Source organism: Streptomyces sp. W1SF4 (assembly GCF_003950035.1).
Classification (GTDB): domain Bacteria; phylum Actinomycetota; class Actinomycetes; order Streptomycetales; family Streptomycetaceae; genus Streptomyces; species Streptomyces racemochromogenes.
Map to the genome: position 1 here is coordinate 210374 of NZ_CP034351.1, position 17988 is coordinate 228361.

Sequence of the window (17988 nt, forward strand, 5' to 3'; positions counted from 1 at the left end):
CGGCGTGACCAGTCCCGTCATCACCCCCGCCGGCCGCTCGGACATCGCCGAACTGCGCCAGCTCTACTACGCCGTGTACGGGCCGCACTACCCCGTGGCCCTCGGCACCGACCCGGCCGAGATGGCCCGGCTCATCGAGGACCCGTACTCCCTGTGGCTCGTCGGCCACTGCCCGGCCACCGGGGCCCTGACCGCGTCCGCCGCCATCCACGGCGAGGCCGGCAGCCGCATCGGCCGCCTGGAGGGCATCGCCGTGCACCCCGAGCACCGCTCGGGCGGCCTGGCCGCCGCCCTGACCGGAGCCCTGTGCGCGGGGATGCTGGACACCGGGCGGCTGGACTCGGTGTACGCGACCGTGCGCACCGTCAGCGCCGGCCCGCAGCGGGTCGTCGCCCGCAACGGCTTCCGCCCGCTGGGCATCCTGCCCAACGCGGTGGATCTGAGCAGCCGCGAGAGCCTCGCGCTCTACGCGCGTCACTCCGCCGGGGTGCTGGACCGCCGGATCCCCGTCGCCGAAGTGCCCGCCGAGCTGCTGCCGTTGCTGCGCACCTCCGCGGCCGCGCTGGGCATCGGCTACCCCGGGGTGCGCGGCGTCCCGGCCGCGCCGGGGCCCGGGCCGCGGGCCGCCGCCGACCGGCTGGAGGTGATCGAGGCACCGGCCTTCGTACGCCGCCGCTTCCGCGAGCGGTTCCCGGGCGCCGAGGGCTGGTTCTACCCGCTGCACACCCCGAACGTGCTGCTCACGCCCGAGGACGGCCGGTTCGAGGTCTACGCGTACCTCAACCGCGCCGGAGGTTACTGCTCCCTGCTGACGGCCCACCCCGACCCGGCCGCCGCGGCCGCCTGCCTCGAACCCGTCACCCGGGCCCTGGCCCGCGCGGGCGCCGGCTACGTCGAGGCCCTGGTGCCGCTCGCGCACCAGGAGGTCCTCTCGGCGTTCCTGTCCGAGGGGTTCGTCGCCGGGGCGGTCTACCCGGCGATGCGCGCGGACGGCGACGGCTTCCACGACTACGCGGTCCTGTCCCGCTCCAGCGAGCGCATCGACTTCCGCGGCGTCGCCGTCGAGCCGCCCCTCCAGCCCTACCTGGACTGCTACGTGTCGGCCTGGGCGTCGACGCACCTGCCCACCACATCCGAGGTTGCCCCATGAACCCCCATCTCGCGCCGGTCGCCGTACCCGACCCGGCCTTCCTGCCGCACGTCCAACGGCTGTGCGACCTGACCGACCCGTACGCCTGCGGGCCCGCCGAGGACGAGCTGTTCGCCGCCGCCATGGCGGAGACCAACGCCTGGCACGTCGAGCGCTCCCCCTTCTTCCGCTCCCTGTACGAGGCCACTCCCCCGGCGGCGCCGTACCGGACGCCGCTCGTCCACGCGAACTTCTTCAAGCGGCACGAGGTGCTCTCGATCCCGCCCGAGGACGTCGAACTGCACCTGACCTCCTCCGGCACCACCGGCCAGAAGTCGCAGATGTTCTTCGACCACTGGACCATCCGCTCCGCGCAGCGCATGGTCGCCCGGATCTTCGAGCGCAACGGCTGGATCACCCCCGGCCAGGACGTCAACTACCTGCTGTACAGCTACGAACCGGCCCCCTCCCTCAACCTGGGGACCGCCTTCACCGACAACTACCTGTGCGACTTCGCCCCGGCCCGCAGCGTCGAGTACGCCCTGCGCAACACCGGCGGCGACCACGAGTTCGACCCCTTCGGCTGCATCGCCGCCCTGCGCCGCTTCGAACGGGAGGACGCCCCGGTCCGCATCCTCGGCTTCCCCGCCTTCCTCTTCTTCACCCTGGAGCGGATGCGGGCCATGGGACTGCCCCCGCTGCGCTTGCCCGAGGGCTCCCTCGTCGTCCTCGGCGGCGGCTGGAAGGGGCACGCCGACCGGCGCGTGGAGAAGGGGGAGCTGTACGCCCGCGTCACCGAGCAGCTCGGCATCCCGGGCGAGCGGATCCGCGACACCTTCGGTTCGGTCGAGCACTGCGTCCCGTACATCGAGTGCGACCACCACCGGCTGCACGCCCCCGTGTGGTCCCGGGTCACGATCCGCTCCACGCGCACCCTCGAACCCCTCCCGTACGGGGAGCGGGGCTACCTGCACCTCGTGTCGCCGTACATCACCTCGGTGCCGGCGCAGAGCGTGGTCATGGGCGACCTCGCCTCCCTCCAGCCAGGCGACGCCTGCGGCTGCGAGCTCCGGACCCCCTGGTTCACCGTCCACGGCCGTGCCGGGGTGAGCCGCAACCGCAGCTGCGCGGTGGCCGCAGCGGAACTGATGAAGGGCATGGCGTGACCATGACGGAGACGACCAACGAGGCCGCCGCGTACGAGCGGCAGGGCGAGGCGCCCCACTTCTGGCAGGGCGAATTCGTCGGCGACGAGGAGGCCGGCCGGCGGCTCGCCGGGCTGCCGGGCGCCGTCGAGGCCGCGCTGGCCACGGTGCTGGAGACCGAGACCGTGCTGGCCGCCTGCGACGCCCTCGCGACCGCCCTGCGCGACCCGGCCCACCCGGTCCGCGCCCGGCTCGCCGCGCACCTGCCCGCCGGGCAGGACCCGGGCGTCCTGGCCGAGCTCGGCGGCCTGCTCGGCCGGCGGGAGCTGACCCGCAAGCTGCGCCGCGAGCTGGGCGGCGCGACTCCCGGCCGGCTGGACCGGGCCGACCCGCGCGAGACGGTCTACGAGGCGTGGGCGCCGGTCGGCCTGGTCGCGCACATCGCCCCCGGCAACGCCGCGACGGTCGCGCCGCTCAGCATCGTCGAGGGGCTGCTCGCCGGGAACGTCAACGTCCTCAAGACCAGCAGCTCCGACAGCCTCTTCACCCAGCACCTGATGGCCGAGCTCGCGGCCCTCGACCCCGGCGGCACGCTCGCCGCACGGGTCGTCGTCCTGCGCTTCCCGTCCTCCCGGCAGGAGTGGCTGCGCCTGATGTGCGCGCCCGCGGACGCCGTCGCCGTCTGGGGCGGGGAGGGCGCCGTCGAAGGGGTCGCGGCGCACGTGCCGGCCGGCTGCCGGCTGGTGGAGTGGGGACACCGGATCTCCTTCGCGTACCTGACGGCCGGCGCCTGGTCGGACGCCGCCACGCTCGACGCCCTCGCGGACGACGTGTGCCTCCACGAACAGCAGGCCTGTTCCAGCCCCCAGGTGGTCTACCTCGACACCGAGGACGAGAAGGAGGTCTTCGCCTTCGCCGAGCGGTTCGCCGCGGCCCTCGCCGCCCGCCCGCCGGCCGCCGCCGTCGCTGGTCCGGACCCGGCCGAGGCCGCCGAGCTGACCACCACCGAACTGGTGGCCCGGCTGGAGGAACACCTCGGCCTGACCCGGGTGTTCGCCGCGCCCGACGGCTCGTGGCGGGTCATGGCCGACACCCGGTCGCCGCTCACCGCCTCACCGCTGCACCGCAGCGTGTGGGTCAAGCCGCTGCCCCGCGAGCGGCTGATCGCGACCCTGCGCCCGATGCGCCGCTACCTGCAGACGGCGGGCCTCGCGGGCAGCCCGTCCGACATCGCCGAGCTCTCCCGCACCGTCCTGGCCGCGGGCGTCACCCGTGTCACGCCGGTCGGCGCCATGCTGGAGAGCTACGCGGGCGAGCCGCACGACGGGGTCTACGCCCTCCAGCGCTACAGCCGCCGCGTCGCGGTCCAGGCCGACCCGGCCCGGTTCGCCACCACCGCCTGCCTCGACGACCTGGCGCGGCCCGTCGTACTGCCGCCGCCGGCGGGCCCGCTGCGGGGCAAGGAGGACGTGCAGGCGCCGGCCCGCGAACTGGGCCGCGCCGACGCCGAGCTGTACTTCCGCAGCGGCGGCAGCACGGGCGCCCCCGCCCTGTCGGTGTTCAGCTACGACGACTACGACACCCAGATGCACGCCGCCGCCCGCGGCCTGCTCGCCGCCGGATACGACCCGGTCGGGGACCGCACCGCCAACCTCTTCTACTGCGGCGGCATGTACGGCAGCTTCATCAGCTTCTTCTCCGTACTGGAACGGCTCGGCGGCGTGCAGCTCCCCCTCTCGGCCGGCCCCGACCACCGGGCAACGGCTCGGGCGGTCATCGACCACGGGGCCGACACCCTCTTCGGCATGCCCTCCTACCTGTGGCAGCTGCTGCACGCGGAGGCGGACGCCCTGCGCGCGTACGGGGGCCTGCGCAAGGTCTTCTACGGCGGCGAGCACTTCACCGAGGAGCAGCGGCGCACGCTGGAGGCCGATTTCGGCATCGAGGTCATCCGCTCGATCACCTACGGCAGCACCGACCTCGGCCCGCTGGGCTACCAGTGCACGGAGAGCTCCGGCGGCGTCCACCACCTGCACGCCGACCTCCACACGCTGGAGATCGTGGACCTGGCCGAGGACCGGCCGGTGACCCCGGGCGAGACGGGCCGGCTGGTCTTCACCACGCACGCCCGGCGCGGCCAGCGGCTGGGCCGGTACCTGATAGGCGACCTCGGCCGGGAGGTCCCGGGCCGCTGCCCCTGCGGCCGGCACGCGCCGCGCTTCGAGCTGACGGGGCGCACGGGTGACGTGATGCGGGTGGCGACGTACTTCCTCAACCACCGCCGCTTCCTGACGCTGGCCGGGGAACAGGGCGGCCTGCGGGGCGAGTTGCAGATCAGGCTCGACCGCACGCAGGCGCGCGAGCGGCTGACCGTACGGGTGGAGCGGGCCCCGGGCACGGACCCGGACCGGCTGCGGGAGGTCTTCCTGTCCGGCTACCCGGAGCTCGCCTCGGCGGTGTCGGAGCGCCTGCTGGACCTGACGGTCGAGGCGGTCGACGGCGCCTCGCTGGACCGCAGCCCGACCAGCGGCAAACTCCTCGCGGTGATCGACACCCGCCGCTGACCGGATCGGGCACGCCGCCGGGGCCCGTGACGAGGGCCCCGGCCGGCCGGAGCACCTGCTAGGACTTCAGCCGCTGAATGAGCTTGAGGAGGTTGGTGAGGTTCTGGATGTCCCGCCTGTACTCCAACCACCGGCTCTGCCAGGTCCCGCCGGGGTGCTCCACCTCCAGCCAGTAGTAGTGGCTGTTGGGGACCCGGCCGGCGGCACTGCTCGGCTCGAACCTGTACCCGGTCGAGAAGGCGCAGTGGGGGAAGACGTCGTAGTTCAGACTCAGTTCCCTGGAACGGTCCTTGGCGCGGATGCCGCTCCGGGTGAATATGAGGCTTTCAGCCGGGTTGATGAAGCCCCTTCTGGTCTGCCAGACCGCGAGGATCTCGTCGGCGTCCACGTCGTGGTAGGAAGCCGCGTTGCCGACCGTTCCCGATGGACGTCCCGAACCGTGCACCGCGAAGTGGCGGACCGGGCCCATGTCGGCCAGCGCGCTGCGCAACTCCTTCTCGAAGTCCACGGCCGGCGTCCGGTACGCCGGCAGCTGCGCCGACGCCTCGGCCGCAGGCGTCCCGTCAGTGGGGGCCGCCGGGTTGGGGAAGAGGCGGACCGCTGCGAGATCCCCCGCGGCCTGGTGGGGGACGTGCACTTCCGGCCGGGGGACGTCGGGCTTACCGAGGCCGGCCAGCACCCTGGACGTCACGTCGGCGATCTGGCGCAGCGACAGCGGGCCCGGGTGGTCGGGATCGCCCGTGCGCAGGGCCGCGAGGAGCGCCCAGTTGCAGAGGGTGTGGCTGTCCCGGCTGGCCAGCCGAGCGGGGTCCTTGGCGCCGGCGGCGCAGAAGAGCGCGACCCCGCGGTCCAGCGGCGCGTTCGTCAGGATCTCCTCGCTCTTCGTACTGACTTCCTGCTCGACGGTTCCCTGCATGATCCGGGCGGCCTCGGCTGCGAAGCAGCAGTCCAGGAACAGCATCCGGGCACTCGACGGCACGGTCTGGCGCAGCAGGCGGTCGAGCGAGGCGACCCGCAGACTGGTGTCCGCTTCCATCGGGCTGCGGGTGTCCGAAACCAGTAGGCAGTAGTCGCGCGAGGTGCCGAAGAACGCGCCGTGCCCGATGTAGTGGAACATGACGAGCAGCCCGGCGCCGTGGGGTGCGTCGAGAGCCTTTGCGCGGGCGCCGAGGAAGCCGGCGATCCGGTCGTACTGCGCCACGGCGTCCGGCTTGTCGAACAGGTCGAGGACGTTCTCCGGCGGAATGCCGAACCCGTCCTTGCCCAGGTGTCCGGCCAGGGCGGCGGCCGAGTTCGCGAAGGCCGGCGCGGCCTCGAAGGAGTCCAGCCGGGGCCAGGCCTGCGCCCCGGTGATGACGACGAGCGTACGGGCGGGGTCGAGCACCTGTCACCCCTTCAGGAAGTCCTTCAACATCTGCTCGGTGTGTTCGTCGGGGCGGCCCTGAAGGGTCATTTCGATCGTCTCCCCGGTGGGTTTGCGTCGTTTGAGCAACAACTTGAAGTCCGAGCGGCGACGCAGCCACGACGCGAGGCCGGTGGCCAGCACGGTGACGCTGCTGGAACCGAGCATGATGGCCAGGATCGTCCCGGCGTCCTGGGTCAGCGCATCCGGCTTGATCCTCGTGGCCGTCAGCGCCGGAGCCCTCTCCGCCAATGACTCCCGCAGCTCGTCGGCCGCGGCGTCCTGCTCCGCGCCGTTCGGTCCGACCACGGCGACGGCCAGTTCCGCGGACTCCAGCACGCCGTCCAAGGCAGACGCGATTCCTCCCGCGGTCTCTTCCCCCTGCTGCACCCGGCTTCCCCTTTCCACGCTGCTCCCCTGCGGAACGCCTTACCCTCCGACGAACCGCGAGAACCCGTCGGCCGGCCGAAACGAATCGGAGGGACCGCGGGCCGCGGGGCAGGATGGGGGTGTGGAGACGACGGAGCTTGTCAGGAGGGCGGGGGCGCTGGCCGGTCTGGGTGGGCGGCGGGTGCTCGGGATCGCCGGGCCGCCGGGGGCCGGGAAGTCGACGCTGGCGGAGCTGGTCGCCGCGGCGCTCGGGCCGGAGCGGGCCGTGGTGGTGCCGATGGACGGGTTCCACCTCGCGCAGGCCGAGCTGGAGCGACTGGGGCGGGCCGGGCGCAAGGGGGCCCCGGACACGTTCGACGCGGCCGGGTACGTGTGCCTGCTGCGCCGGCTGCGCTCCCCCGGCGAGGGCGTGGTGTACGCGCCCGCCTTCGACCGCTCGCTGGAGGAACCGGTGGCCGGCAGCATCCCGGTGGGGCCGGCCGTACCGCTGGTGATCACCGAGGGGAACTACCTGCTGCACGACGCGGAGGGCTGGGCACCGGTACGGGCCCTCCTGGACGAGGCCTGGTACCTCGCCCCGGACGACGCCGTGCGGGTGGACCGGCTCGTCGGCCGGCACGTCCGCCACGGCAAGGACCCGGCGCGGGCGCGCGCGTGGGTGGCGCGGTCGGACGAGGCCAACGCCGCGCTCGTCGCCCGCGGCCGCCACCGCGCCGACCTCGTCGTCGACCCCGGGTGAGGTGTGCGGGAGCCTGCGGCGGGGCCGGCCGTGACCCCGCCCCGGACCGGGCCCCCCGTCAGTACAGTGCGCCGAAAGCGGCCGTGACCAGGTCCGTGCCGCGGTCGTCCTCCTGCCGGTCCCGGTCGATCATCCCGTTCATCACGTAGGCCACCGTCAGGCGGGAGCCGGGGTCGCTCACCACGAGCGAACCTCCCCAGCCGCCCCACCCGAAGGTGTCGCCGAACTTGCCGAAGCCGGCCGTCCAGCACATCGGCGTCCCCAGGACCCGGTCCTGCCCGCGGACCAGCTCCCGCCAGGCGGGCTCGCAGCCCCGGGCGGACAGCAGCCGCACCCCGCCGGCCGTGCCGCCGTTCGCCAGCACCGAGTGCAGGAGGGCGGCGGAGCGGGCGTTGCCGAAGCCGTTGACCGCCGGGATCTGCGCACGGCGCCAGGGCACCGAGTTGACGTCCCTGACCCGGACCACCGGGCCGCCGGCCTCCGCCCGGGGCACGCCGTCCGGCCCCTGTGGTGCGGTGGCGGCGTACTCGTCGGTCCGTGCGGGCGGCGGGACGAGCGGTGCGACGCGGTGGTCGTGCCGGGCGGGGAGCCCGATGTGGAAGTCCGCGCCCAGCGGCCCGGCCACCTCCTCGGCGAAGAACGCGCCGAGGGTGCGGCCGGTGACGCGGCGGACGACCTCACCGATGAGGAACCCGAACGTGAGCGCGTGGTAGCCGGCGGCCGTCCCGGGCTCCCACGCGGGGGCCAGCGCGGCCAGCAGGGCCGTGACGCGGTCCCAGTCGTACAGGTCCTCGGCCGAGACCGTCCCGGGCAGGGAGGGCAGTCCCGCGCTGTGCGACAGCACGTGCCGTACCAGCACGCCCTCCTTGCCGGCCGCGGCGAACTCGGGCCAGTAGGCGGCGACCGGCGCGGCCAGGTCGAGCAGGCCCCGGTCGGCCAGGACGAGGGCGCACAGGGCGGTCATGTTCTTGGTGGTCGAGTTCACGGCGGTGAGGGTGTCGCGCTCCCAGTGGACGGACCGCTCCGGGTCGGTGTGACCGCCCCAGAGGTCGACCACCGGCTCGCCGTCGAGGCGGACGGCGACCGAGGCGCCCACGTCGTGCCGGGCGAGGGAGGCGGCGAAGGCGGCGCGTACCGCGGCGAACCGCGGCGCGCAGAGTCCCCTAACATCATCAGTCATGGCTGGAAGCCTCGGGCGGCGAGGGGGCTTCGCACCCGACAGTTCCCGCACCGGTTCTGTCGGGCGGGGCCGGTCACACCCCTTCTCGGACAAGGACGCGCACGCGTGCTGGAGCGGCTGAACCAGGCGCTGGACCACCTGGAGGCCCGCCTCGACCAGGAGGTCGACGTGGCCGGGGCGGCCCGGATCGCCGCGGTGTCGGAGTACCACTTCCGGCGGCTGTTCTCCGCGCTCGCCGGGATGCCGCTGCCGGTCTACGTGCGGCGCCGCCGGATGACGCTCGCCGGGGCCGAGGTGACGGACGGGGAGCTGACGCTGCTCGACGTCGCCGTGCGGTACGGGTACGGGTCGGCCGAGGCGTTCGCCCGGGCGTTCCGGTCGGTGCACGGCATCGGGCCCGGTGAGGCCCGGCGCACGGGTGCGGTGCTCACGGCGCAGCCGCGCATGTCCTTCCGCGTCGTGGTCGAGGGCAGTACGGCCATGCGGTACCGGATCGTTCAGAAGGAGCCGTTCCGGCTCGTCGGCAGGAAGGCCCGGGTGCCGCTCGTCCACGACGGGGTCAACGAGGCGGCCGCCGCGCACCTGGAGGGCCTGGACGAGCGGGCGGTCGTACGGATGAAGGAGCTGTCCGGCGGCCCGGAGCCGCAGGGGATCCTGTCGGCGGCGGTGTACCTGAGCGACAGCCGGGAGGAGGGCGCCCTCGCGGATTACTGGATCGGCGTGCTGACCGCTCCCGGCACGGCTGCCGGCGGCTGCGACGACCTGGACGACTTGGACGACTTCGGCGACTTCGGCGACTTCGACGTCCTCGACGTGCCGGCCGGGACCTGGGCGGTCTTCGAGAGCCGGGGGCCCCTTCCCGGCGCGCTCCAGGAGCTGTGGCGGGACGTGTTCACGCAGTGGTTCCCCTCGAACCCGTACACGAGCCGCCCGGGCCCGGAACTCCTGCGGACCGCCCCGGCGGCGACCGGCGAGGAGCCCCGCTCCCAGCTGTGGATCCCGGTGGACCGGGCCGGCCGGCGGGCGGGGGCGCCGTGACCGCCGGCCCCCGTGGAGGGCGCCCTCCGCTTCGTCAGCTCGCCAGCTTGAACGCGGCCGGGGCGGCCTTGTAGGGGGCGAAGTCGGCGTTGTCCTTGCAGCCGAGCTGCTGCCAGGTCTTCTCGTTGGTCACCGGGTCGGTGCCCGTCAGGCGGTACTTGCACGCGCCCTTGATGTAGTTGCCCCGTACGCCTCCGGGGAAGTCGATCTCCTTGTTCCACAGGTACGGCGACTGGTAGTTGTTCACCGCCGCCGTGGCGTTCACGTCGATGCCGCCGGGCGCGTAGATCTCGTAGACCCAGCCGGTCTTCTCCGCCCCGTACGTCGCGAACCGCTTGGCGACGCTCTGGTCGCAGCTGGTGCTGAGGTGGGCGCTCTGCTGGCCACCGCCCTTGACGATGTACTCGGCGAGCGGGATGAGCTGGTCGCCGCGCGGGGTGAAGCCGGTCCGGAAGATCTCCTCGACGTTCTCCCTCGTGTCGCCGCGCCACAGGGTGTTGACGTCCTCGCGCCACTGCCAGCGCTCGCTGGAGGCGGTGGCGGCCACGGTGCGGGCGATCTCCGTGTTCGTCGTGGTGCGCCACCAGTCCCAGGCCCGGTACTCCACGACCGGGCCGCACGGGGCGCTGGTGTCCCCGTCCGCCGCGGGCGCGGCAGCAACGGACGCGGCGGCAACGGACGCGGCGGCGGGCGCGGCAGCAGCGGACGGCGTGACGGCGACGGACAGGAGGAAGGCGGTGGCGGCGGCGAGGCGCAGAACGGCGTGCGGCATGGAATGACGACCCATCAGTCAGACGGCCAGGGGGCGAAACCCCCTCTTTATAGACGGGGTGACCGGCCGTCGGACCGCCGCGTGACGGCGGTCCACCCGTGCGGGTGGATCAGTCGTACCGGGTAAAGGCTTCTGCGCCGCGGGGCGTTCGGCCCCTTCCTCCGCCTGCCGTCACCCGGCCGTCACCCCGCCGTACCCCGGGTGCGCCGGGCGTAGGCCCGGGCGGCGCGGGCGCGGTCGCCGCAGCGGGTGGAGCACCAGTGGCGGCGGCCGTGGCGCAGGAGGTAGCGGTTGCAGGGCGGGGAGGCGCAGGCCGTGAGGCGTTCGGCGTCGGGGCTCGTGAGGAGGTCCGCCGCGTCGGCGGCGAGGGCCGCGAGGGCGCGGTCGAGGATCTCGCTGGTGGGGCAGGGCGTCGAGCGGTAGGGGCCGTTCTTCTCGTCCCAGTGCAGCAGGGCGGCCGTGGGGGCCCCGCTCAGCGCGTCGTTGACGGCGGCCAGGGCGGCGGGCAGGGCGGGCAGACCGTCGGCGCGGGCGGCGAACAGCGACCTGAGGTGCTCGCGCATCGAGCGCAGCCGCGCCGCGCACACCTCGCGTACCCCGGCGTCGGCGGGCGCGAGGCCGTGTGCGGTCAGCCACTCGTTCGCGCTCTCGGGGGTGCCCAGCAGGTCGGTGAACTGTCCTCCGGGCTGCGCGACGGCGCTGTTGACGAAATCGAGGGCGAGGTGTTCCTCCGCCCCCGGCGCGGGTGTGGGCACGGATGCGCCGACCGGGATCTCACTCATGGGTCTCATGTTAAGCATTGCACCCATCCGTGAGACACCCCTATGATCATCACGGATAACCAACAACTCATCCGTGAGGTTCAGATGGCTGACACCAGCACGCCCGTTGAGTCCGTACCCGTCCGCGTCTTCGGCGGTCCGACCGCCCTCTTCGAGTACGGCGGCCTGCGCTTCCTGACCGACCCCACCTTCGACGCACCGCGCGCGTACCCGGGCCCGGGGGACCGCGTGCTGACCAAGACGGCCCCCGCCGCGGCCGCCCCGGCCGACCTCGGCCGCATAGACGTGGTCCTGCTCTCCCACGACCAACACCCCGACAACCTCGACGAGTCCGGCCGGGCCCTGCTCGCCGACGTTCCCCTGACCCTGACCACGCCCGGGGGCGGGGAGCGCCTGGGCGCCGGAGCCAGGGGGCTCGCCGACTGGGAGTCGGTCGAGCTCGACCGCCCCGGCGGCGGCACCGTCACGGTCACCGGCGTGCCCGCCCTCCACGGGCCGGGGGCGCGCGAGGAGGTCGAACCGTTCACGGGCCAGGTCGTCGGGTTCGTCCTCACCGGGCGGGACCTGCCCACGGTCTACGTCAGCGGCGACAACGCCTCCCTCGAACTGGTCGGGCGGATCGCCGAGCGGTTCGGGCCGGTGGACACCGCCGTCCTGTTCGCCGGCGCCCCCCGGTTCACCCAGCTCTTCGACGGGGGGCTGCTCGTCCTCGACAGCGCCCAGGCCGCCGAAGCCGCGAAGCTGCTCGGTGCCCGCCGGGTGGTGCCCGTCCACTACGACAGCTGGGGGCACTTCACCGAAGGACGGGACGAACTGGTCGCCGCGTTCACCGACGCCGGCCTGCTCGACCGCCTGGACCTGGGCGAACGGGGCTGACGCCGACGGCCGGGCGGCCCCGGGAGGAGGCCGCCCGGCCGGTGGGCGGGAGGGAAGGGAGGGAGGGGGCGAAGGAAGCGGCGTACTACTTCGGGCAGCTGTCCTGGGTCACCTTGCCGCCCGTCGTGGAGGCGGTGGCCGGGTCCATGGACAGGCACAGGCCGGTCCAGTTGTTGACGAAGTAGTAGGCCGGCCGGGAGCCGGTCGAGGTGGCGAGCTTGGTCGGCATGACGTTCCACATCTGGCTGCCGGAGAACCAGCGGGTCTCACAGGGCCACCAGAACAGCTGGGTGCCGGCGGCGGGCGCGGTGCCGTTGTTGTACGGCATCGTCAGGCACTGGCCGTTGCTCGCCTTGATCCAGAAGTGGCTCTTGCCGTCGAAGGTGTCCGGCTTCGTGGCGGTCCACTGGTGGCTGCTGGGCGGGCTCGACTGGCACGGGCGCTGGGTGACGAGGCCGCCGTCGCCGGAGCCGAACTCCGGCCCGCGGACCATGCACCGGCCCTGGTACTGGCTGTTGGAGTACGTCTTGTCGGCGTTGACCAGCCAGATCGACCGCTGGCCGCCCTTGACCATGTTGCCGTCGTTGTGGTCGATGATCGCGTTCACCAGGCCCCAGCCCGGGAAGTCCGTCATGATGACGCCGACCCGGCCGGGGTTGCTGTTGAGGTGCTTCATGAGCTGGTAGTTGACGCCTGGTTCGTCGTGAACGATGTCACCGTTCTCGTTGCCCAGCTTCCAGCCGCCGGCGAACTGGTACGGCAGGTAGCCGAAGGGGGCCTTCGACGCCGAGGAGTACGTCACGTACATGTCATTGGCGGAGCCGGAGATCGCCTTGTTGACGTTGCTCTTGACGTAGCCCCACTTCTCCGCGAGGGAGTCCGGGGCCCAGTGGTCTTCCTTGCGGTCGTTGAAGCCCTTGATCCCGTAGCCGTCGCTGTCGACGCTGTCGAAGCTGCCGAGGACCAGCTTGCCGCGGACCTGACCGAGCGTGGGGACGTTCGCCCGGCCGCTCCCGGACACCGAGGGGGTGTAGAAGAGGCCCGGGTACCGCTTGACGTAGTCGGCGAAGATCGACCGGACGTCGGCCGGGGTCGTCGACTTCGGGTCGTTCGCGCAGTCGAAGGTGCCGACGTCCGAGTACGGGCACTCGGCCTTCAGCCGCATCACGATCGACTCGGTCGGGTGCGCGCGGAGGAAGGCCTGCGCCTTGGTCAGCACGTCGTCGAAGTTGGCCTGCTGGTAGTACACGGCGTGGTGGATCGTGAAGGCCGCTCCCCCGGAGACGCGGGCCCGGATGTCGATGGCCCGGATGCCCCGCTCCAGCTGCGCCGTCAGCGTGGCCGCGCTGTCGCCCCAGTCCTCCTGCGTCTGCACGCTGGTGCCGTTGTGGATGGAGAGCGTGTCGTGGGTGCCGGGGATGGACATCGCCGACAGCGGGGTGTCGCTCGCGATGCCCCACATCCACTCGGCCCGGTCCGCCTGCCCGATGTTGCGGTACGCGTGTTCCGGGGTCGACCCGGCCGCCTCGGCGGCCCCGGGCGCGAGCAGCGCGGCGCCCAGCGCGACGCAGGCCGTCATCAGGGACGCCAGCCGGCGCGACCGTCGGCGTGGGGGAACGCCGGCGGAAGGGGAGGTGGTGCGGGACATGTCACTCCAGTGCGAGTACGGGTAGCGGTGCGGACCCCACCCTGACCGCCGCCCCTATCGTTCCGCTGACGTTCCGCTTACGTCGGCGCCCGCGGCCCCGCGTCGGCCGTCCGCCGTATTCCGCCCGGCCTGCGCGCGTACGCTGCCGGTACCACCGAGGAGGTGACCGGGGATGACGCGGACCGCCCGGCCGGAGCTGGTGCTGGGCATCGACGCGGGGGGCAGCGGGCTGCGCGTGGCCGTCGCCGCGGCGGACGGCGGCCCGCCGCTCGCCACCGCGTCGGCCGGTGCGGGCAACGCGCGCTCCGTCCCCGAACGGCTCCTGGAGCAACGCCTGGCGCACGCCATCGGCGAAGTCCTGGCCGACGGCCGGGCGGCCCGGGTCCGATGCGTGGTCGCGGGCTTCGCCGGAGCGGGGGCGCCGGGCGGCGCGGGGGCTCGGGGGAACACGGGCGCTGCGGGCGACGCGGGCGCGGGCGCTGGCGGCGGCACGGGCGCTCGGGACGCTGCGGGCGCAGCAGGCACTGCGGGCGTTGCAGGCCATGCAGGAACTCCGGGCCCGGGCGCGGGCGGCGGCGCGCGTGCGGGCGGCGGCACGGACGCTCCCGGCGCTGCGGGCGCTCGGGGCGCAGCAGGCACTGCGGGCGTTGCAGGCCATGCAGGAACTCCGGGCCCGGGCGCGGGCGCTGCCGACGGCGCGGCCGGCGGCGCGGGTGCGGGCGGCGGTGGGTGGGGGGCGGCGCGGCGGGCCCTGGGCGCCGCGCTCGCGCGGTACGGCGTACGGGCCGCCTCCGTGCACGTCCTGGCCGACTCCGAGGTGGCCTTCGCCGCGGCTCCCGGGACCCCGCCGGACGGCCTGGTGCTGGTCGCCGGAACGGGCGCGGCCGCCGTCCGGATCCGGGGCCACAGGCTGGCCGCCGCCGCGGACGGCTGCGGCTGGCTCACCGGTGACGACGGCAGCGGCTTCTGGATCGCCCGGGAGGGCCTGCGCCGGGCCCTGCGCGGCCTGGACGGCCGCGGGCCCGCCACCGCCCTGCTCCCCCGGCTGGCCGCCGCGTTCGGCGCCGGGCCCGCGCCCGCGGACCCGTACGCCCTGCGCTACGTCCTGATCGACGGCGCGCGGGCCGCGTCCGAACCCGCCCGGCTGGCCCGGCTCTGCCCGGTGGTGTTCGACGCGGCCGCGGACGGCGACCCCGTCGCGGAGGGGATCCTCGACGAAGCCGCCGGCCTGCTGGCCGAGAGCGCCGCCGCACTCCGCCCCCGGCGCGGCGAACCGCTGGTGACGGTGGGCGGCCTGATCGGCCCCGCCGGCCCGCTCCTGCCCCGCCTCACCACCCGCCTCTCGGCCTGGGACCTGACCCCCTGCCCGGTGGCGGACGGCCTCCCGGGCGCCATCGCCCTGGCCCGCGCGGGGGCGAAGCCCGCGGCCGACCGGGGCGCCTGACGCCCCGTCGCACCCGCGAGGGGGGGGACCGTGACCCGCGCCCGGGTCCGGGATCATGGGGGGATGCGTGCCGCCCGACTGATCCGTATGGCGCTCCTCGTCCAGTCGAGCCCTGGGCTGACCGCCGCCGCCCTGGCCCTGGAGTTGGGGGTGTCCGAGCGTACGGTGATCCGCGATGTCCAGGCCTTGCAGGAGGCCGGGGTTCCCGTCCGGTCCGAGCGCGGGCGCACCGGCGGCTACCGGCTGGCGCCGGGGTACCGGACGCGGCTGACGACGCTGCGTCCGGCCGAGGCGGAGACGCTCTACCTCTCGGGCATGCCGGCCGCCCTGCGTGATCTCGGGCTGTCGGGGGCGGCGGACGCGGCACGGCTGAAGCTGTCGGCCACGCTGCTGCCCTCGCTGCGGGCGGCGGCCGAGTCGTCGGTCCACCGCTTCCACCTCGACGCCCCGGCCTGGTTCCGCGAGCCGTCGGCGCCGGAGTTGCTGCCGGAGCTGGCCCGTGCGGTGTGGGCCGACCGCCCCGTCGAGCTGGTGTACGCCCGGTCCGGCCGGGAGGTGACGCGGCTGGTGGAACCGTACGGGCTCGTCCTGAAGGCGGGGGTGTGGTACGTCGTGGGCCGGGTAGCGGCCGCACCGGCGGCGGGCCGGGCCGGCGCCTGGCGGACGTACCGGGTCGACCGCGTCACGGCGTTGTCGCCCGCTCCGGCCCCCGGCGCCGGGGAGCCCTTCGTGCGCGACCCGTCGTTCGACCTGGCGGCGTACTGGGAGGAGCACTCCGCCGCCTTCGCCCGCGCGTTGCTGCGTACGAGCGTCACCGTACGGGTGACCGAGCGGGGTCTGCGGCGCCTGCCGGGCGTGGTGGATCCGGCGGGCGCGGACGAGGCGCTGGCGTCCGCGGGCGCGCCGGACGCCGCCGGGCGGGTCACGCTCGAACTGCCGGTGGAGTCGGAGGAGGTCGCCTTCGAGCAGTTGAGCGTGCTGGGCGCGGAGGCCGAGGTGCTTGCCCCGCCGGGCCTGCGCGCCCGCTTCCGCGAGCACGCGCAGGCCCTGGCCGCCCTGTACGGGGCGGAGGAGGATCAGCGGTAGTCGTCCGGGGAGGCGTCCTTCCCCCCGTACCAGACGTCCTCGAAGTAGGCCCAGGCGTCCGGCCGGCTGCCGTCGACGTCGGTCACCCCGTAGGCCGCGGCGAGGTCCGCGCTGGAGGCGGACCTGCCGTTCCAGCGGGCCGCGCGGTCCGGGTCGGCGGCGAGCGCGGCGACGCCCCGGGCGAGGTAGTGCGGTGACTCTGCGATGGCGAAGTGCGGGTCCCGGGCGACGGCGTCGCGCCAGTTCCGCTCCGTCACGCCGAAGTGGGCGAGCATCTGCTCGGAGCGCAGGAAGCCGGGTGTGACGGCGACGGCCGTGCCGCCGTACTCCGCCAGCTCCTGGCCCAGCCCGAAGGCGATGCGGATCGGTGCGTTCTTCGCGAGGTCGTAGTAGAGGTTCTCGCGGTAGCGGCGGTTGGAGCGCGCGGTCCCGTCGGTGACCTCCACGTGCAGCGGCGCGTCCGAGCGGATGAGGAGGGGGAGGGCGAGCGCCGCGGTGATCACGTGGGAGCGGACGCCGAGTTCCAGGATGCGCAGCCCGTCGGCGAGGGGCGTCTCCCAGCTCTTCTTCCCGAAGACGGAGCCGGCGGTCAGGTTCTCGCCGCCCCAGAGGTCGTTGACGAGGACGTCGAGCCTGCCGTGGTCGCGGTCGATCCGGCTGACGAGCGCTCGTACCCGGTCCTCCTCCAGGTGGTCGGTGGGCACGGCGATGCCGGTGCCGCCGGCGGCGGTGACGAGTTCGGCCGTCTCCTCGATGGTCTCCGTGGTCCGGCCGACCTCGCTGACGCGTTCGCGGGTGGTGCGGCCGGTGACGTAGACGGTGGCGCCGGCGCGGCCGAGTTCGACGGCGAGCGCACGGCCGGCGCCGCGCGTGGCCCCGGCGACGAGGGCGATCCGGCCGGTGAGTGGGGTGGGGGCCTCAGGGGGGGTTGCGTTGTCCATGCCTTCACGGTGCACGCCAAAGGTGACAGTTCCCGTCACCCTTTCTTCTGGTTCAGGGGAATTTCGAGTCCCGCCCTGTCAGGGGCCGGGTGTCCTCGCTGGAGCACGTCATGGGCGTCGCGGGCCCCGAACGCGGCAGCTTCCGAGGGGCCTGCCGACGGCGGCCACCTCGGCGCCCTTGGCCCTGGTCCTCGGCGGCTGGACCGCCACCCCAGCGGGCGGTTCCCGTCCGGGCGCCGAGTCCGGCCGCTAACCTCACCGGCAGGGAAGGAGCCACGCACATGAGCGCACAGCCCGTCGAGCCGTATCACGACGTCGACCCCGAGCACGCCCTGAAGTACGCCGTCCAGCACATGGCGGGAGACCGGGCCGAGATCATCGAGGGAGTCATCACCCCCATGTCGCCGAGCTGGGGCCACGAAGGGGCCGCCGAGGACATCCGGGAGCAGATCGGTGCGCGGGTGCGGGCGCTCGGCTGCCGGACGGGTTCGGGCAACGTAGACCTCCCCGGCAGTCCGAACTGGTACGTGCCGGACCTGGCGGTCGTCCCCGCCGAGTTCTTCGAGCGGGACGCCAGGGCGGTCCTCCCCGACCAGACCCTCCTGGTCGTCGAGATCACCTCCCCCTCCAACGGGGAAACCGACCGCGTCACCAAGCGCAAGCGGTACGCCGAGTACGGCGCGCCGCTCTACCTCCTCGTCGACCGGCAGGAAGGCACCTGCACCCTGTTCTCGGAGCCGGGCCGGCTCGGCTACACCCGGGTCGCGGGGCCGTACCCCTTCGGCACTCCCCTGGCGCTCCCGGAGCCGTTCGAGCTGGTGCTCGACACCGGCGGCTTCTAGGACCGGCACC

At 74.1% G+C, this 17988-nt stretch carries 16 protein-coding genes; 9 read left to right on the forward strand and 7 right to left on the reverse strand.

Translation table 11 applies throughout. The features are described 5' to 3' along the window. The first annotated feature begins 4 nt into the window (after nucleotides 1–4). The 3 genes from D1J60_RS34830 to D1J60_RS34840 are packed head-to-tail and all read left to right on the forward strand — an operon-like array spanning nucleotide 5 to nucleotide 4838. Complete coding sequence (locus D1J60_RS34830) at nucleotides 5–1150, forward strand: GNAT family N-acetyltransferase (protein ID WP_164721108.1); 1146 nt, start codon at nucleotides 5–7, stop codon at nucleotides 1148–1150. Continuing rightward, complete coding sequence (locus D1J60_RS34835; protein WP_125824515.1) at nucleotides 1147–2295, forward strand: acyl-protein synthase; 1149 nt, start codon at nucleotides 1147–1149, stop codon at nucleotides 2293–2295. Before D1J60_RS34830 ends, D1J60_RS34835 begins: the two co-directional genes overlap by 4 nt. A gap of 2 nt (nucleotides 2296–2297) precedes the next feature. Beyond that, the gene (locus D1J60_RS34840) at nucleotides 2298–4838 is read left to right on the forward strand and encodes an acyl-CoA reductase (protein WP_125824516.1); all 2541 of its coding nucleotides are present in this window, start codon (nucleotides 2298–2300) and stop codon (nucleotides 4836–4838) included. A gap of 58 nt (nucleotides 4839–4896) precedes the next feature. Here the strand turns inward: D1J60_RS34840 and D1J60_RS34845 are convergent, their stop codons facing one another. Further along, entirely contained in the window at nucleotides 4897–6222 is a 1326-nt protein-coding gene (locus D1J60_RS34845) for a caspase family protein (RefSeq protein WP_125824517.1), read from the reverse strand. Nucleotides 6223–6225: 3 nt separating this feature from the next. After that, nucleotides 6226–6579, reverse strand: coding sequence for a hypothetical protein (locus D1J60_RS34850; protein WP_347147220.1), 354 nt, complete (start codon nucleotides 6577–6579; stop codon nucleotides 6226–6228). Nucleotides 6580–6751: 172 nt separating this feature from the next. Between D1J60_RS34850 and D1J60_RS34855 the strand changes: the two genes are divergently transcribed. After that, nucleotides 6752–7369 carry a nucleoside/nucleotide kinase family protein gene (locus D1J60_RS34855; RefSeq protein ID WP_125824519.1) on the forward strand — a complete coding sequence of 206 codons (618 nt, stop codon included), beginning with the start codon at nucleotides 6752–6754 and terminating at the stop codon, nucleotides 7367–7369. Nucleotides 7370–7427: 58 nt separating this feature from the next. Here the strand turns inward: D1J60_RS34855 and D1J60_RS34860 are convergent, their stop codons facing one another. Then, nucleotides 7428–8549: a serine hydrolase domain-containing protein gene (locus D1J60_RS34860; protein ID WP_125824520.1), complete on the reverse strand. Its 1122-nt coding sequence runs from the start codon at nucleotides 8547–8549 to the stop codon at nucleotides 7428–7430. A 105-nt stretch (nucleotides 8550–8654) separates the two neighbouring features. On the opposite strand from D1J60_RS34860, the gene D1J60_RS34865 reads away from it, so the two are divergent. Beyond that, nucleotides 8655–9587, forward strand: a complete 933-nt coding sequence (locus D1J60_RS34865; protein ID WP_125824521.1) for a helix-turn-helix domain-containing protein — start codon at nucleotides 8655–8657, stop codon at nucleotides 9585–9587. A 34-nt stretch (nucleotides 9588–9621) separates the two neighbouring features. Here the strand turns inward: D1J60_RS34865 and D1J60_RS34870 are convergent, their stop codons facing one another. Both D1J60_RS34870 and D1J60_RS34875 read right to left on the reverse strand, forming a co-directional pair. After that, nucleotides 9622–10359, reverse strand: a complete 738-nt coding sequence (locus D1J60_RS34870; RefSeq protein WP_125824522.1) for a hypothetical protein — start codon at nucleotides 10357–10359, stop codon at nucleotides 9622–9624. A gap of 182 nt (nucleotides 10360–10541) precedes the next feature. Beyond that, nucleotides 10542–11141 (reverse strand): CGNR zinc finger domain-containing protein, encoded by a 600-nt coding sequence (locus D1J60_RS34875; protein WP_125824523.1) that lies wholly within the window; start codon nucleotides 11139–11141, stop codon nucleotides 10542–10544. Nucleotides 11142–11225: 84 nt separating this feature from the next. On the opposite strand from D1J60_RS34875, the gene D1J60_RS34880 reads away from it, so the two are divergent. Continuing rightward, complete coding sequence (locus D1J60_RS34880; protein WP_125824524.1) at nucleotides 11226–12017, forward strand: MBL fold metallo-hydrolase; 792 nt, start codon at nucleotides 11226–11228, stop codon at nucleotides 12015–12017. An 85-nt stretch (nucleotides 12018–12102) separates the two neighbouring features. Here D1J60_RS34880 and D1J60_RS34885 read toward each other — a convergent pair whose 3' ends face one another. Next, nucleotides 12103–13665, reverse strand: coding sequence for a phosphatidylinositol-specific phospholipase C domain-containing protein (locus tag D1J60_RS34885; protein WP_125824525.1), 1563 nt, complete (start codon nucleotides 13663–13665; stop codon nucleotides 12103–12105). Nucleotides 13666–13837: 172 nt separating this feature from the next. On the opposite strand from D1J60_RS34885, the gene D1J60_RS34890 reads away from it, so the two are divergent. Next, complete coding sequence (locus D1J60_RS34890; RefSeq protein ID WP_125824526.1) at nucleotides 13838–15109, forward strand: BadF/BadG/BcrA/BcrD ATPase family protein; 1272 nt, start codon at nucleotides 13838–13840, stop codon at nucleotides 15107–15109. A gap of 63 nt (nucleotides 15110–15172) precedes the next feature. After that, nucleotides 15173–16195 carry a WYL domain-containing protein gene (locus tag D1J60_RS34895; protein ID WP_125824527.1) on the forward strand — a complete coding sequence of 341 codons (1023 nt, stop codon included), beginning with the start codon at nucleotides 15173–15175 and terminating at the stop codon, nucleotides 16193–16195. On the opposite strand, the gene D1J60_RS34900 is transcribed toward D1J60_RS34895, so the two are convergent. After that, nucleotides 16186–17136, reverse strand: coding sequence for an SDR family oxidoreductase (locus D1J60_RS34900; protein ID WP_125824528.1), 951 nt, complete (start codon nucleotides 17134–17136; stop codon nucleotides 16186–16188). The genes D1J60_RS34895 and D1J60_RS34900 overlap by 10 nt on opposite strands. A gap of 281 nt (nucleotides 17137–17417) precedes the next feature. Between D1J60_RS34900 and D1J60_RS34905 the strand changes: the two genes are divergently transcribed. Beyond that, nucleotides 17418–17978, forward strand: coding sequence for a Uma2 family endonuclease (locus D1J60_RS34905; protein WP_125824529.1), 561 nt, complete (start codon nucleotides 17418–17420; stop codon nucleotides 17976–17978). Nucleotides 17979–17988 lie beyond the last annotated feature (10 nt).

Coding starts and splice junctions, on each gene's coding strand:
- D1J60_RS34840 (WP_125824516.1), top strand. CDS start 2,298: ATGACGGAGACGACCAACGAGGCCGCCGCGTACGAGCGGCAGGGCGAG.
- D1J60_RS34870 (WP_125824522.1), bottom strand. CDS start 10,359: ATGCCGCACGCCGTTCTGCGCCTCGCCGCCGCCACCGCCTTCCTCCTG.
- D1J60_RS34885 (WP_125824525.1), bottom strand. CDS start 13,665: ATGTCCCGCACCACCTCCCCTTCCGCCGGCGTTCCCCCACGCCGACGG.
- D1J60_RS34895 (WP_125824527.1), top strand. CDS start 15,173: ATGCGTGCCGCCCGACTGATCCGTATGGCGCTCCTCGTCCAGTCGAGC.
- D1J60_RS34900 (WP_125824528.1), bottom strand. CDS start 17,136: ATGGACAACGCAACCCCCCCTGAGGCCCCCACCCCACTCACCGGCCGG.
- D1J60_RS34835 (WP_125824515.1), top strand. CDS start 1,147: ATGAACCCCCATCTCGCGCCGGTCGCCGTACCCGACCCGGCCTTCCTG.
- D1J60_RS34890 (WP_125824526.1), top strand. CDS start 13,838: ATGACGCGGACCGCCCGGCCGGAGCTGGTGCTGGGCATCGACGCGGGG.
- D1J60_RS34880 (WP_125824524.1), top strand. CDS start 11,226: ATGGCTGACACCAGCACGCCCGTTGAGTCCGTACCCGTCCGCGTCTTC.
- D1J60_RS34905 (WP_125824529.1), top strand. CDS start 17,418: ATGAGCGCACAGCCCGTCGAGCCGTATCACGACGTCGACCCCGAGCAC.
- D1J60_RS34860 (WP_125824520.1), bottom strand. CDS start 8,549: ATGACTGATGATGTTAGGGGACTCTGCGCGCCGCGGTTCGCCGCGGTA.
- D1J60_RS34875 (WP_125824523.1), bottom strand. CDS start 11,141: ATGAGTGAGATCCCGGTCGGCGCATCCGTGCCCACACCCGCGCCGGGG.